The sequence below is a fragment of the Nonomuraea sp. NPDC048892 genome, assembly GCF_040649735.1.
Taxonomy (GTDB): Bacteria; Actinomycetota; Actinomycetes; order Streptosporangiales; family Streptosporangiaceae; genus Nonomuraea; species Nonomuraea maheshkhaliensis.
Genome location: NZ_JBEZFZ010000002.1, coordinates 277,970 through 290,390, shown reverse-complemented (window position 1 = coordinate 290,390; position 12,421 = coordinate 277,970). Strand labels below are relative to the sequence as shown.

General features: G+C 72.9%; 13 protein-coding genes. 7 read left to right on the top strand and 6 right to left on the bottom strand.

Features of this window, described 5'->3' with window-relative positions; genetic code table 11:
• Positions 1 to 8 precede the first annotated feature (8 nt).
• Positions 9 to 326, top strand: a complete 318-nt coding sequence (mnhG, locus tag AB0C28_RS06820) for a monovalent cation/H(+) antiporter subunit G (RefSeq protein ID WP_357841500.1) — start codon at positions 9 to 11, stop codon at positions 324 to 326.
• Here mnhG and AB0C28_RS06815 read toward each other — a convergent pair.
• Genes AB0C28_RS06815 through AB0C28_RS06800 form a run of 4 tightly spaced genes read right to left on the bottom strand, consistent with a single transcriptional unit; the run spans position 275 to position 4,321 of the window.
• Positions 275 to 790 (bottom strand): DUF6328 family protein, encoded by a 516-nt coding sequence (locus AB0C28_RS06815; protein WP_357841497.1) that lies wholly within the window; start codon positions 788 to 790, stop codon positions 275 to 277. The genes mnhG and AB0C28_RS06815 overlap by 52 nt on opposite strands.
• 50 nt (positions 791 to 840) lie before the next feature.
• Entirely contained in the window at positions 841 to 2,868 is a 2,028-nt protein-coding gene (locus AB0C28_RS06810) for a xanthine dehydrogenase family protein molybdopterin-binding subunit (protein WP_358073305.1), read from the bottom strand.
• Positions 2,865 to 3,836: a xanthine dehydrogenase family protein subunit M gene (locus tag AB0C28_RS06805; protein WP_358073304.1), complete on the bottom strand. Its 972-nt coding sequence runs from the start codon at positions 3,834 to 3,836 to the stop codon at positions 2,865 to 2,867. The genes AB0C28_RS06810 and AB0C28_RS06805 overlap by 4 nt, the downstream gene beginning before the upstream one ends.
• The gene (locus AB0C28_RS06800) at positions 3,833 to 4,321 is read right to left on the bottom strand and encodes a 2Fe-2S iron-sulfur cluster-binding protein (protein ID WP_346114460.1); all 489 of its coding nucleotides are present in this window, start codon (positions 4,319 to 4,321) and stop codon (positions 3,833 to 3,835) included. The genes AB0C28_RS06805 and AB0C28_RS06800 overlap by 4 nt, the downstream gene beginning before the upstream one ends.
• Before the next feature lie 114 nt (positions 4,322 to 4,435).
• On the opposite strand from AB0C28_RS06800, the gene AB0C28_RS06795 reads away from it, so the two are divergent.
• From AB0C28_RS06795 to AB0C28_RS06785, 3 genes are all read left to right on the top strand, one after another.
• Positions 4,436 to 5,599, top strand: coding sequence for an acetate kinase (locus AB0C28_RS06795; RefSeq protein ID WP_358073303.1), 1,164 nt, complete (start codon positions 4,436 to 4,438; stop codon positions 5,597 to 5,599).
• A 121-nt stretch (positions 5,600 to 5,720) separates the two neighbouring features.
• Positions 5,721 to 7,853, top strand: a complete 2,133-nt coding sequence (locus AB0C28_RS06790; RefSeq protein WP_358073302.1) for an ATP-dependent RecD-like DNA helicase — start codon at positions 5,721 to 5,723, stop codon at positions 7,851 to 7,853.
• A gap of 70 nt (positions 7,854 to 7,923) precedes the next feature.
• On the top strand, positions 7,924 to 8,466 hold the full coding sequence (locus AB0C28_RS06785) for an RNA 2'-phosphotransferase (protein WP_357841482.1): 543 nt from the start codon (positions 7,924 to 7,926) through the stop codon (positions 8,464 to 8,466).
• Positions 8,467 to 8,599: 133 nt separating this feature from the next.
• Here the strand turns inward: AB0C28_RS06785 and AB0C28_RS06780 are convergent, their stop codons facing one another.
• Both AB0C28_RS06780 and AB0C28_RS06775 read right to left on the bottom strand, forming a co-directional pair.
• Entirely contained in the window at positions 8,600 to 9,154 is a 555-nt protein-coding gene (locus AB0C28_RS06780) for an NADAR family protein (RefSeq protein WP_358073588.1), read from the bottom strand.
• 129 nt (positions 9,155 to 9,283) lie between these two features.
• Positions 9,284 to 10,279 carry a WYL domain-containing protein gene (locus AB0C28_RS06775; RefSeq protein ID WP_358073301.1) on the bottom strand — a complete coding sequence of 332 codons (996 nt, stop codon included), beginning with the start codon at positions 10,277 to 10,279 and terminating at the stop codon, positions 9,284 to 9,286.
• 122 nt (positions 10,280 to 10,401) lie between these two features.
• Between AB0C28_RS06775 and AB0C28_RS06770 the strand changes: the two genes are divergently transcribed.
• The 3 genes from AB0C28_RS06770 to AB0C28_RS06760 all read left to right on the top strand — a co-directional run bounded on the left by AB0C28_RS06770 (position 10,402) and on the right by AB0C28_RS06760 (position 12,208).
• The gene (locus AB0C28_RS06770; protein WP_357841476.1) at positions 10,402 to 11,586 is read left to right on the top strand and encodes an epoxide hydrolase family protein; all 1,185 of its coding nucleotides are present in this window, start codon (positions 10,402 to 10,404) and stop codon (positions 11,584 to 11,586) included.
• Positions 11,587 to 11,660: 74 nt separating this feature from the next.
• Positions 11,661 to 11,882 (top strand): DUF2945 domain-containing protein, encoded by a 222-nt coding sequence (locus AB0C28_RS06765; RefSeq protein WP_358073300.1) that lies wholly within the window; start codon positions 11,661 to 11,663, stop codon positions 11,880 to 11,882.
• Positions 11,879 to 12,208: a DUF3140 domain-containing protein gene (locus AB0C28_RS06760; protein WP_357841470.1), complete on the top strand. Its 330-nt coding sequence runs from the start codon at positions 11,879 to 11,881 to the stop codon at positions 12,206 to 12,208. Before AB0C28_RS06765 ends, AB0C28_RS06760 begins: the two co-directional genes overlap by 4 nt.
• Positions 12,209 to 12,421 lie beyond the last annotated feature (213 nt).

Below are 12,421 nucleotides of genomic sequence, written 5' to 3'. Positions count from 1 at the left end.
ATGGCGCGGTGAACGTGCTGGACGTGGCCGCGGCGGCCTGCCTGCTGGCGGGCGCGCTGCTGGCGCTGTCGGCCGGGGTCGGCCTGGTGCGCTTCCACAACACGTTCAACCGTATGCACGCCGGCACCAAGCCGCAGGTGCTCGGCGTGCTGCTGGTGCTGCTGGCCATGTGGCTGCACCGGCCCGGCTGGGCGACCGCCGGGCCGCTGCTGCTGGTCGCGATCTCCCAGGTGATCACCGTGCCGGTGGCGGCGTACATGATCGGGCGGGCGGCCTACTCGCGGGAGTCCTCCGACGACGACACCGAGCTGCCGTCGGCCGACTGATCCCGGGGACCGACCTCGCCCTGCCGGTTGAGCGCGGCCTGGCCGAACCACGTCCACAGCGCGAACACGGCCAGCAGGCCCGCGGTGACCCACGCCAGCGTCGCCTCGAACAGGTAGTCGATGACGAACATGGTCGACGTGGTCATCGACACCACCAGCGCGAGCGCCCCGGCGATGCCGTACAGGTTGGACCGGCGTACCAGCGTCTCCTTGAGCCCTTGCCGGAACAGCACGCGGTGCTGCGCCGTCGGCGCGATGTAGCAGATCGACGCGACCGCGGCGCTGATCAGCGCGGCGTAGTAGAGCCACCGGTCGGCCTGGTCCATCCGGGCGAACCCGGTGGAGAAGGGCACGGTGAGCAGGAACGCGAACAGCACCTGCACGCCGGTGACCGCGACCCTGGCGCCCTGGAGCAGCTCGACGAAATTGCGATCAGCGCGCTCCTGATCCGACTCGTTCTTCAACGCCGCCTCCCGCCTTCCACGAGAGACTTCCTCTTCCTTGCCAAAGGGGGTTAAAACCTCATGAGGATCTTCGCCGGAGTGATCGGGAGTTCGCGCACCCGGTGGCCGGTGGCGTGGAAGACGGCGTTGCCGATCGCGGCGGCCGTCCCGACGATGCCGATCTCGCCGATGCCCTTGGTGCCCATCGGGTTGAGCTCGCCGTCGCTCTCGTCCAGCCAGACCGCCTCCACGTCGCGTACGTCGGCGCAGACGGGGACGTGGTACTGGGCGAGGTCGCGGTGCAGGAAGCCGCCGAACTCCGCGTCGGTGAGCGTCTCCTCCATCAGCGCCATGCCCATGCCCATCGTCATCCCGCCGATGAACTGCGACCTGGCCAGCACCGGGTCCACGATCCGCCCGGCGGCGAAGACGCCGAGCAGGCGCGCGACGCGGATCTCGCCGGTCACCGAGCTGACCCGCACCTCGGCGAACTGCGCGCCGAAGGCGTGCCTGGCCAGCTCGGCGTCGCCCTTGATCTCCTCGGCGGTGTCGGCGCGGCCCTGCTTGCCGTCGCGTTTCAGCTCCTCGCAGGCGCGCACCACGGCCGAGCCCCACGAGGCCGTGCCCATGGACCCGCCCGCCACCGGGGCCCGCGGCAGGTCGCTGTCGCCCAGCTCGACGTGCACCCGCTCGGGCGCCACCTCCAGCGTGTCCGCCGCGATCCTGGTCAGCGCCGTGCGCGCGCCGGTGCCGATGTCGGCGGCGGCCACCTGGATCAGGAAGTCGTCGTCCCGCACGGTCGCCACGGCCTGGCACGGCAGGCGCCTGGCCGGGTAGGTGGAGGCGGCCACGCCGGTCCCGACCAGCCACTCCCCCTCGCGCCTGATCCCCGGCGCCGGGTCGCGGCGCTCCCAGCCGAACCGGCGGGCGCCCTCGCGCAGGCATCCGACCAGGTCGCGGGAGCTGAACGGCAGGCCAGTCCCGGGTTCGGTCTCGGCGTCGTTGACGATCCGCAGCTCGACCGGGTCCAGGCCGGCGGCGTAGGCCAGCTCGTCCATGGCCGACTCCAGCGCGTACATGCCGGGGCACTCGCCCGGGGCGCGCATCCACGACGGCGTGGCCACGTCCAGCCGGACGAGCCGGTGCGTGGTGCGCAGCGCGGGGGTGGCGTACATGACCCGCCCGGGAACCGCGGTCTGCTCGGCGAACTCGATCAGGGTGGAGCTCTGCTCGTACGCCACGTGCTCCAGCGCCGTGAGCCGGCCCTGGGCGTCCGCGCCGAGCCGCAGCCGCTGGATCGTGGGCGTGCGGTAGCCGGTGATGTCGAACATCTGCTGCCGGGTGAGCACGATCTTGACCGGGCGGCCCACCGCCCTGGCGGCCAGCGCGGCCAGCACCGCCTGGGGCCTGGTGGTGCCCTTCGAGCCGAACCCGCCGCCCACGTGCCTGGCCACCACGCGGACCTGTTCCGGCGGCAGGCCCAGGGCGGTGGCGATCATGTCGCGGCTGGTCGAGGTGCCCTGCGCGGTGTCGTACACCATCAGCCTGCCCTCCGCGTCCCAGTAGGCCAGCGCGGCGTGCGGCTCCATCGGGTTGTTGTGCAGGACGGGCGTCTCGTAGGTGACCTCGACGGTGGTCGCGGCCTCGGCCAGGCCCGCCTCGACGTCGCCTTTGCCCACGTCGGTGGGGAAGCCCGGGTTGACGACGTCGGGCTTGTAGAGGCCCGGATGGTCGGCGCTCAGGGTGACGTCGTGGTCGTCGGGGTCGTAGTCGACGCGGACGGCCGCGGCGGCGGCGCGGGCGTCCTCGTAGGTGTCGGCGACGACGGCGGCGACGATCTGGCCTCGGTAGGCGACCTCGCGGCGCTGGAACAGGGCCAGCTCGGGATCGGCGTCATCGGACATGGCGGGCGGGTCCTCGCAGGAGAGCACGGCCAGCACGCCGGGCAGCTCCAGCGCGGGCCCGCCGTCGACGCGCTTGATCCGGCCCTTGGCGATCCTGGACTGGACGGCGAAGGCGTAGGCGACGCCCTCGGCCGGGTACTCGGCCGCGTACGTGGCCAGCCCCGTGACCTTGACGCGGCCCTCGATGCGGTTCACGGTGCGAGCTCCTCCAGCGTGGCGACGATCAGGTTGCGGGTCAGCGGCACCTTGTAGGCGTTGCCCGGCAGCGGGGCCGCCTGCTCCAGCTCGGTCTCTGCGGCCTGGAGGAACGCCTCCCCGGTCGCCGGGCCGCCGATGAGGGCCTGTTCCGCGCGCTCGGCCCGCCACGGCGCGTGCGCCACGCCGCCGAGCGCGATCCGGCAGCCCGCCACGGTGCCGTCGCGCACGTCGATCAGTGCGGCGATGGAGACCAGCGCGAACGCGAACGACGACCGCTCGCGCACCTTCCGGTAGCGCGAGGCCCCAGGGGGCGGCGGCGGCAGCTCGACCGCGGTGATCAGGTCACCGGGTTCGAGCACGGTGTCGCGCTCGGGCTCGTCGCCGGGCAGCCGGTGCAGGCCGGGCATGGGGATGACGCGGTCGCCGCCAGGCCCTGTGACGTGCACCTCCGCGTCGAGCGCGGCCAGGGCGACGGCCATGTCGGAGGGGTGGGTGGCCACGCAGGCGCCGGACGTGCCGAGCACCGCCAGGCCTGCGTGGTCGCCCTCGATGGCAGGGCACCCCGAGCCGGGGCGGCGCTTGTTGCACGGCCTGCTGACGTCCTGGAAGTAGGTGCAGCGGGTGCGCTGGAGCAGGTTGCCGCCGACGGTCGCGACGTTGCGCACCTGGCCGGAGGCTCCCGCCAGCACCGCTCTGGCCAGCATCGGGTAGCGGCTCCTGATGGCGGGGTGGGCCGCCAGGTCGGTGTTGCGCACGGTGGCGCCGATGCGGACGCGGTCGCCCGGCTGCTGCTCGATCGTGTCGAGCGGCAGGCGGCTGACGTCGAGCAGCCGTTCGGGCTCGGCGACGCCCAGCTTCATCAGGTCCACGAGGTTGGTGCCGCCGCCCAGGTACATGGTGCCGGGGGAGAAGGCGCGCACGGCCTCGGCGGGGCTGGCGGCGCGGGCGTACTCGAAGGGTTTCACCGGGCCACCTCGCCGATCGCGGTGACGATGTTGACGTACGCGCCGCAGCGGCACAGGTTGCCGCTCATCCGTTCCCTGATCTCGTCGGGGGTCAGCCCCGGGTCGGTCAGGAGGTCCTCGGTGATCGCGCTCGGGCCCGGCTCGCCCAGCATGCCCTCGGCCGAGCAGAGCTGGCCCGGCGTGCAGTAGCCGCACTGGAAGGCGTCGTGCTCGATGAAGGCCGCCTGCAGCGGATGCAGGGTGTCGCCGTCGGCCAGCCCTTCGACGGTGGTGATGTCGCGGCCGTCCACCGCCACCGCCAGCGCCAGGCAGGAGTTGGCCCGGCGGCCGTCGATCAGCACCGTGCAGGCGCCGCACTGGCCGTGGTCGCAGCCCTTCTTGGCGCCGATGAGGCCGAGTCGTTCGCGGAGCAGGTCGAGCAGCGACATTCGCGGGTCCACGTCCGCCTTGCGCGGCACGCCGTTCACCCGCAGGGTGATCTCCATGGCGCTCGACTACCCGACCTGACGACGAGACAACCTATGAGTGCGGCAAAAGGTGTAACCGTTCGTCCACGGATGCCCGGTTTTGCTGGGGCGGCCGGGGGTAGCCGGGCGGGCATGGGCCGGGCCATGGACGAGCAGGTGACGGAGTCGGCGGCGGTACTCACCGTCAACGCCGGGTCGTCGAGCCTGCGTCTCGATCTCGTACAGGGCGGGTGCGTGCTGGACAGCGCCCGCTCCGAGCGCCCCGCCGACGCCGGCTCGGCCGGGGAGGAGCTGTCGGCCTTCCTCGGTGGGCACTTCGACCGCGACATCAGGGCGGTGGCGCACCGGGTGGTGCACGGCGGCGACGTCGTACGCGCTCCCGTGGTCGCCGACGACGAGACGGCAGGCGCGCTGCGCGGCCTGACCGGCCTGGCGCCGCTGCACCTGCCGCCGGCGCTGGCGCTGCTGGCGGCGGCCCGCGAGCAGTTGCCCGCCGTGCCGCACGTGATCTGCCCCGACACGGCCTTCCACGCCGGGCTGCCGGACGAGGCCGCCGTCTACCCGTTGCCGCGCGAGTGGCGTGAGCGGCACGGCCTGCGCCGTCACGGCTTCCACGGGCTCTCCTACGCCTGGGCCGCCGACCGGGTCGCCGAGCTGCTCGGCCGCCCGGTGGCCGAGCTGGACCTGCTGATCACCCATCTGGGCGGCGGCTGCTCGGTGTGCGCGCTGTCGGGCGGGCGCAGCCTGGACACCTCGATGGGGTTCACGCCGCTGGAGGGCATGCCCATGAGCAGGCGCTCGGGCAGCGTGGATCCCGGGATGCTGCTGTGGCTGCTCCGGTACGGCGGGCTGACGGCCGAGGAGCTGGCCGAGGGCCTGGAACGCCGCTCCGGGCTGCTCGGGCTGTCGGGCGGGCGCTCAGGGGACACCCGCGAGCTGGTGGCCGCCGAGCGGGACGGCGACGCGGCGGCCGGACTGGCGCTGCGGGTCTTCGCCCACCGGGTGAGCCGGGAGATCGCCGCCGCGGCCACCTCGCTCGGGCGGATCGACGCGCTGGTGTTCACCGGCGAGATCGGCTGGGACCAGCCAGAGGTACGCGAGGCGGTGTGCCGGCGGCTCAGCCTGCTCGGCGTGCGGCCGCCGGTGCTGGGCAACCGCCACGACGACGGGCCGATCAGCGACGGCGGCGTGCCCGTCCTGGTGGTGCAGGTACGCGAGGAGCTGCAGCTGGCCCGCGAATGCCTGCGCGCCCTCGCGGAGGACGCCGAGCCGGAGTCGTACCCGACGGCGCTGTAAGCCCGCCGACCGAGCCTGGGGTCGTCTCTGATCTGACAGGCGGGGTTCTGATCCAACAGGCCGGGAGTGCTCCCGTGGCCCTGTGAGGCGTTTGTCGGTCGCGGATGGTTGGATCTGCCGTGTGGAGGCGTCCGTCGAGCAGCTCGTCTACGTCCGTGATGACGAATACACCGTCGCGCGCATGAGCGCCGACGGCGAGCCCGACTTCGTGGCCACCGGGCGGGCGCTGGCCGGGGTGCAGCCGGGCGAGACGCTGCGGCTGTTCGGCGACTGGAGCAGGCACGCGCGGTTCGGGCGGCGGTTCGCGGTCACCGGGTGCGAGCGGGTGACGCCGTCGTCGGTCCGGGCGATCCGCATCTATCTGGGCTCGGGGCTGATCAGGGGCATCGGGCCGAAACTGGCGTACGCGATCGTCGACCATTTCGGCGAGGCCACGCTCAAGGTCATCGACGGCGAGCCCGAGCGGCTCACCGAGGTCGTCAACATCGGGCCGCTGCGGCAGGGGCAGATCGTCGAGGCGTGGCAGGAGCAGAAGGCCATCGCGGCGCTGATGGTGACGTTGCAGGGGCTCGGCGTCAGCCCGCTGCTCGCGGCCAAGATCTACCAGGTGTTCGGGCAGGACGCCGACGAGGTCCTGACCACCGACCCCTACCGGCTGATCGGCCGGGTCAGGGGCGTCGCCTTCCGGGTCGCCGACCGGATCGCCCTCCAGGCCGGGGTGCCCGAACGCAGCCCGCAGCGGGTCAAGGCGGCGCTGCTCGACCGGCTGGAGGCGGCCGGCAGCCGCGACGGCCACTGCTACGTACCGGCAGCCACCCTGGTCAGGGAGGCGGCCGAGCTGATCGAGCAGGACCAGGAGCTGGTGCGGCCGATGGTCGACGCGCTGGCGGCCGAGCGGCGGCTGGTCCTGGAGGCGGCGCCTGACCAGCCCGGCCAGGTGGTGGCGTACGCGAAACACGTGCACAGCCGCGAGGTGGCGCTCACCGCCCAGCTCACCGCGCTCATGGAGGCCCGCTCAACGCTGCCGCTGCGCTCCTACCGCGAGGACCCTGGCCTGCACGAAGACCAGCGCGCCGCGCTCACCATGGCCCTGACCAGCACCGTCTCGATCATCACCGGCGGCCCCGGGTGCGGCAAGAGCCACACGGTCAAGTCCATCGCGACCACCGTGCGCGCGGCGGGCGGCACGGTGACGCTCACGGCTCCCACGGGCAAGGCCGCCAAGCGGCTGTCGGAGCTGACCGGGCTGCCCGCGATGACCGTGCACCGCATGCTCGCCCAGCAGCCCGACCCCGATCCCGAGACGCTCTTCGACGAGCTGCCGGCGCAGGCCGACCTGATCGTGGTCGACGAGGCGTCCATGCTCGACCTGCACCTCGCCACCCGGCTGACCGCCGCCGTCCGGCCCGGCAGCCACCTGCTCCTCATCGGCGACAGCGACCAGCTGCCCAGCATCGGCCCCGGCGACGTCCTGGCCGACCTGCTGCGGGCGCCGTCGATCCCCCGGGTCCAGCTCACCCACGTCTTCCGCCAGGCGGGCGGCAGCGGCATCATCGACGCCGCCCACCGCATCCGGGCCGGCCGGCTGCCTTCGACTCCTGGCGGCGGCGGGTTCTGGTTCGAGGAGCTCGACGACCCCGAGCAGGTGGCGCGGCGGGTGGCGCACCTGGCGATGGTGGCGATCCCGCGCAAACAGAACGTCGAGCCCGGGCAGGTGCAGGTGCTGTGCCCGATGCGCAAGGGCGACACCGGCGCCACCGCGCTCGGCCGGCTCATCCAGGACCAGCTCAACCCGGCCGCCGACGACAAACCCGAGCACTGGTCGGGGTCGTCGGTGTTCCGGGTGGGCGACCGCGTCATGCCGATCCGCAACAACTACGACAAGGGCGTCTTCAACGGCGAGACCGCCACGGTGACGGCGGTGGTGCGCGAGGAGCGCGTGGTCGAGCTCCGCACGGACGACGGCGAGAACGTGACCTACTCCTTCGACGAGCTCGACGACCTGACCCACGCCTACGCGATCAGCGTGCACCGGTCGCAGGGCAGCGAATACCCGTTCGTGGTGGCGCCGATCGTGGCCGAGTCCGGCGGGGTCATGCTGCGCCGCAAGTTGCTCTACACGCTGGTGACTCGGGCGAAGGCGTGGGTGGTGCTGGTGGGGCAGCGGGAGGCGCTGGAGCTGGCGGTGCACCGGCTGGGCCACCGCCGCAACACCGGCCTCGCCCGCCGCCTCACCTCGGCCCTCGACGCCTGACCGAGAGTGGGCGAAACGGGGGGCTTATCCGGTTGGCGGGGGTGCCTCGGGCACGGCAGCATGGCCGGTGATGGACGAACCGCGCATGATCCGCATCTCCAAATACCTCGCCAGGCACCTGCGGCACGACCCGCGGCGCATCGGCCTCACCCTCGACGAGGGCGGCTGGGTGGAGGTGGACGAGCTGCTGCGCGCCGCCGCCGAGCACGGCTTCACGATCTCGCCGGAGGAGCTGCGGCAGGTCGTCGCGGCCAACGACAAGCGGCGCTACACGATCGAGGGCGGCCGCATCAGGGCCAGTCAGGGGCACTCGGTGCCGGTGGACCTCGGCCTGCCCGCCGTCGAGCCGCCCGAGGTGCTCTACCACGGCACCGTCGGCCGCTTCCTGGCGGCGATCAAGGCGGAGGGGCTGCGCCCGATGAGCCGGCACCACGTCCACCTGTCGCCCGACCGGGAGACGGCCCTGCGGGTGGGGGGCCGGCGCGGCGTTCCGGTGGTCCTGGTGGTGGCGGCGGGAGAGATGCACCGGGACGGGCACACGTTCCGGCGCAGCGCGAACGGGGTGTGGCTGGCCGACCACGTCCCACCAACCCACCTGCGCTTCCCGTCCTGACGCCCCACCCGGCTCTGAACCGGCACCCGGGCGCGGGCCTGGGGCGAGGCGGCGCAGTCAGCCCGATGGATGCGTAAAGGTCAACGGTCGCGGTCGGCGGATGCGTGCGGGTCAGCTGACCCGGCAGCTCCAATCAGCGGGTGCGGTCGGCGATGAGGGTGGTGCGGGCCACCATCAGGGCGAAGCCGAGCAGGTTGAGGCCCTTCCAGGCGGACGGCGCGGCGGCACGCTCGTCGTCGGCGGCCAGGCCGATGCCCCACACCCGGTCCAGCGGGCTGGCCTCCACCAGGACACGGCCGGCCGTCCCCAGCAGATAGCCGGCCAGTGACGGGTTCTGCCCGAACTTGGCCGCGTTCCCGCGCACCACGATGTCGAAGCGGCGCTCCTCCCACACCGCCTCGTCGAAGTCCCGTACGCCGCGGCCGAGCTTCTTGGCCTCGCCCGGATGCCCGGCGGCCAGGATCGCGGCCGCGGTCGCCTCGTCCCCGAACAGCCAGGACTTGTGCGCCATCATGTAGTGCTCGGCGGAGGCGAACGTGTGCCCGTCCTCGGTGAAGGTCACCGGCCACCACTGACTCAGGCAGCCGGGCCCCACGCTTCCGTTGCGGGCGGGCTGGTGACCCCAGAAGTACAGGTACTTGAGACGCCGGCCGGATCGCTCGGCGGCGACCGCCTCGTCCACGGTCATGGGCAGAGACAGCGGCACAGGGGCCTCGGCGGACATGGCGGACATGGCGGACTCGGCGGACTCGGCGGACATGGCCTTCAGCGTGCCACAAAACCGATCACATCACTCCTGTTTAATCCCCGTGCCGCCTCACCGCTCCCCCGTTCCCGCGGCCCGCGCGAGGCGGTCGGAGAGGGCGCGTAGCACCGGGACCAGCTCCGCCGGCTCCAGCACCTCGAAGTCGAACCCCTTCGTCGCGACATAGACGGCCAGGTCGTCGAGCGAGTCGGAGCCGGCCAGGAACAGGCACGTGCCCGCGTCCACGGCCTCCAGCCGCCCCGCTCCGGGCGAGGTGCGCGGCGCGACCGAAGCCAGCGGCGCGTGGAAGAGGATGCGGGCCTGGTAGCGGTAGGGGGCCGAGGTGATGGAGCGCGACACGTAGGCGGCCACGTCGTCCTGCGGCAGCGGCCGGGGCGTGAACCGGGCTCCGGGCAGGCCCAGCGGCCCCTCGATCCGGTCCACCCGGAACGTGCGCCAGTCGTCCTTGCCGGTGTCCCAGGCGAGCAGGTACCAGCGCCGCGGCGTGTGCACGAGCCGGTGCGGCTCGACCTCCCGCTCCGTGACCCCGCCGACCCCGCCGACCCCGTCGACCCCGTCGCGCCCTCGGTAGCGCAGCCGTTGCCGGCGCCGGTCGCGGCAGGCGGCGGCCAGGTCCGCCAGGAGGTCGGCGCCGACGGCGGGCGCGGCGGCTCCCGTCAGCGGCACGGTGGCGGCCTGGAAGGCGCTCACCCGGTGCCGCAGCCGCGACGGCAGCACCTGCCGCAGCTTGGCCAGCGCTCGCAGCGCGCCCTCCTCCAGCCCCGCGACGCTGCCGGTGGCGGCCGTGCGCAGGCTGATGGCCACGGCGACCGCCTCCTCGTCGTCGAGCAGCAGCGGCGGCAGCGCGGCGCCGACCCCGAGCCGGTAGCCGCCGGCCACGCCGGGGGCGGCGTCCACGGGGTAGCCGAGCTCGCGCAGCCGGTCGATGTCGCGCCGCACGGTACGCAGCCCGACCTGGAGGCGTCCGGCCAGCTCGGCCCCGGTCCAGTCCGTCCGCGACTGCAGGAGGGACAGCAGGCGCAGCAGCCGCGCCGAGGTCTCCAGCATGACCTCGATTCTGCCGTGGAATCGAGGCCAGGGGATGACACCAATTTCCACCAATTCTCCCAGCGTTTCTGCTGTCGAATCGGTGCCAGAAGTTGACACCAATTGTTCCTATCGTCGGAGACATGACGAAGAGCGACAGCACCTCCCAGATCAGCGCCTCCCAGATCCGGCCGTACCGCATCGAGATCCCGCCGGCGGAGCTGGACGACCTGCGTGACCGGCTCCGGCGTACCCGCTGGGCTCCCGACCTGCCCGGCGCCGGCTGGGAGCGCGGCGTGCCCACGAGCTACCTGCGCGACCTGGCCGCGTACTGGGCCGACGGCTTCGACTGGCGCGCCCAGGAGGCGGCGCTGAACGCGTACCCGCAGTTCGTCACCACCGTCGACGGTGCGGACGTGCACTTCCTGCACGTGCGCTCGGCCGTGCCGGACGCCACCCCGCTGCTGCTCCTGCACGGCTGGCCGGGCGGCGTGATCGAGTTCCTCGACCTGATCGGCCCGCTCACCGACCCGGCCGCGCACGGCGGTGACGCCGACTCGCCCGCATTCCACCTGGTGATCCCGTCGCTGCCCGGCTACGGCTTCTCCGGGCCGCTGCCCGGCACCGGCTGGACCGACGGCCGCACGGCCGCCGCACTGGCCGCGCTGATGGACCGGCTGGGCTACGACCGGTACGGCGTCCAGGGCGGCGACGTCTCGGCCTTCATCGGGCCGCTGATCGGCCGGGCCGCGCCGGAGCACGTCATCGGCGTGCACGTCAACGCGCTGCTGACGTTCCCCACCGGCGACCCGGCGGTGATGGGCGCGCTGACGGAGACCGAGCGGGCCCGGCTGGCCGGGATGGAGGAGTGGCAGGAGCGGCTCGGCGCGTACATGCGGCTGCAGGGCACCCGCCCCCAGACCCTGGCCGCCGCCCTGCACGACTCCCCTGCCGGGCAGCTCGCCTGGATCGTCGAGAAGTTCAAGGACTGGACGGATCCGGCCGCCGAGCAGCCCGAGGACGCCGTGGACCGGGACCGGATCCTGGCCGACGTGAGCGTCTACTGGTTCACGGGGACGGCGGGTTCGTCCGCGCACACGTACTTCGAGCGATTCACCGATCCGGACATGTGGCGGCCGGTCGAGCGCGGGAGCGTGCCGACGGCTGTGGCGGTCTTCCCGACGGACTTCTCGGTGCGGCCGCTGGCCGAGCAGGCGCACCACGTGGTGCGCTGGTCGGAGTTCGGCCACGGCGGCCACTTCGCGGCCCTGGAGACGCCGGAGGTGCTGGTCGCGGAGCTGCGCGCGTTCTTCGGCTCGCTCACCTGAGTGCTCCGGCGCGCAAGCGTAAAGAAACGGCAGGCGGCGGGTACGGGGCGGGGCGCCGGGTAGCCCGGGTCGACATGACGAAGAAGAGGGAGCCCAAGCCGGGCGACGAGGTCACCTGGCGCAGCCATGGCTCCACCGCCAAGGGCAAGGTCGAGAAGAAGCTGACCGAGCGGCAGCACGAGGCGGGCCGCGAGGTCGCCGCCTCGCCCGACGACCCCCAGTACGTCGTACGCAGCGAGAAGAGCGGCAAGAAGGCCGTGCACAAGCCGTCCGCGCTGCGTAAGGGCGGCAGGTGAGCGAGGACGGCAAGGCGGTCGCGGCCGAGTTCGGCGAGGTCGTGAACATGACCGCGAAAGAGCTCGAACGCTGGCTGGCCACGGACGAGTCGAAGTCCGTCGGTCAGAAGGACGGCGGCGGCGAGTCCGTGGGCCACGAGTCCGGCCGCAAGATCGTCGAGCTGCTGCAGGGGAAGGCGTCCGACCGGACCGACGCCGACTACGCCCACATGCGCAAGGTGATCGGCTACGTGCGCCGGCACCTGGCCCAGCGTCCCTCCGGCGACGTGAAGGACACCCACTGGCGCTACTCGCTGATGAACTGGGGCCACGACCCGCTCAAGTGAACACCCCCGCCCGGGCGCGTGTGTCGCGTATGTTTCGCGTAGGAACGCGCGTATGTTTCGCGTACGAATCCGTCGTTTCTCCGTCAAGGAGTCGTAGGTGCGCTGGCGGCGGCGTGGCCTGTTACGGTAGTGCGCGGCACGCCGGGAAGTAGGGTCGGCATCGACTGCCGGTCTGCTGCCTGGGGGAGGCGTTCACCATGGATGGCCGTTGCC

Coding starts and splice junctions, on each gene's coding strand:
- AB0C28_RS06780 (WP_358073588.1), bottom strand. CDS start 9,154: ATGACCGTGGACGAGGCGGTCGCCGCCGAGCGATCCGGCCGGCGTCTC.
- AB0C28_RS06775 (WP_358073301.1), bottom strand. CDS start 10,279: ATGCTGGAGACCTCGGCGCGGCTGCTGCGCCTGCTGTCCCTCCTGCAG.
- AB0C28_RS06795 (WP_358073303.1), top strand. CDS start 4,436: ATGGGCCGGGCCATGGACGAGCAGGTGACGGAGTCGGCGGCGGTACTC.
- AB0C28_RS06800 (WP_346114460.1), bottom strand. CDS start 4,321: ATGGAGATCACCCTGCGGGTGAACGGCGTGCCGCGCAAGGCGGACGTG.
- AB0C28_RS06785 (WP_357841482.1), top strand. CDS start 7,924: ATGGACGAACCGCGCATGATCCGCATCTCCAAATACCTCGCCAGGCAC.
- AB0C28_RS06765 (WP_358073300.1), top strand. CDS start 11,661: ATGACGAAGAAGAGGGAGCCCAAGCCGGGCGACGAGGTCACCTGGCGC.
- AB0C28_RS06770 (WP_357841476.1), top strand. CDS start 10,402: ATGACGAAGAGCGACAGCACCTCCCAGATCAGCGCCTCCCAGATCCGG.